This is a genomic window from Streptomyces sp. NRRL F-5123, from assembly GCF_000721495.1.
GTDB lineage: Bacteria > Actinomycetota > Actinomycetes > Streptomycetales > Streptomycetaceae > Actinacidiphila.
The window spans coordinates 1-223 of the sequence record NZ_JOHY01000235.1; the positions used below are offsets into that span (position 1 = coordinate 1).

Below are 223 nucleotides of genomic sequence, written 5' to 3' on the forward strand. Positions count from 1 at the left end.
CGGGCCCGATCTCCAGGTACGTGGTGACGTTGTGGGACGCGAGGGTGGTCACACCCTGGTGGAAGCGGACAGCCCGGCGGATGTGCGCGGTCCAGTACCCCGGATCGGTCAGCTGCTCCACGCTCGCCAGCTCACCGGTCACGTTCGAGACCACCGGAATCACCGGCGCGTGATACGTCAACGCCCCCGCCACCGCCCGGAACTCCTCCAGCACCGGATCCAT

1 protein-coding gene is annotated in these 223 nt (G+C 68.2%); it reads right to left on the bottom strand.

Going from position 1 to position 223, the window contains the following annotated elements; all coding sequences use genetic code 11:
* The coding region (locus IH54_RS41220) for a hypothetical protein (protein WP_159012405.1) at window positions 1-214 on the bottom strand (214 nt) is incomplete at its 3' end.
* Window positions 215-223: the final 9 nt, after the last annotated feature.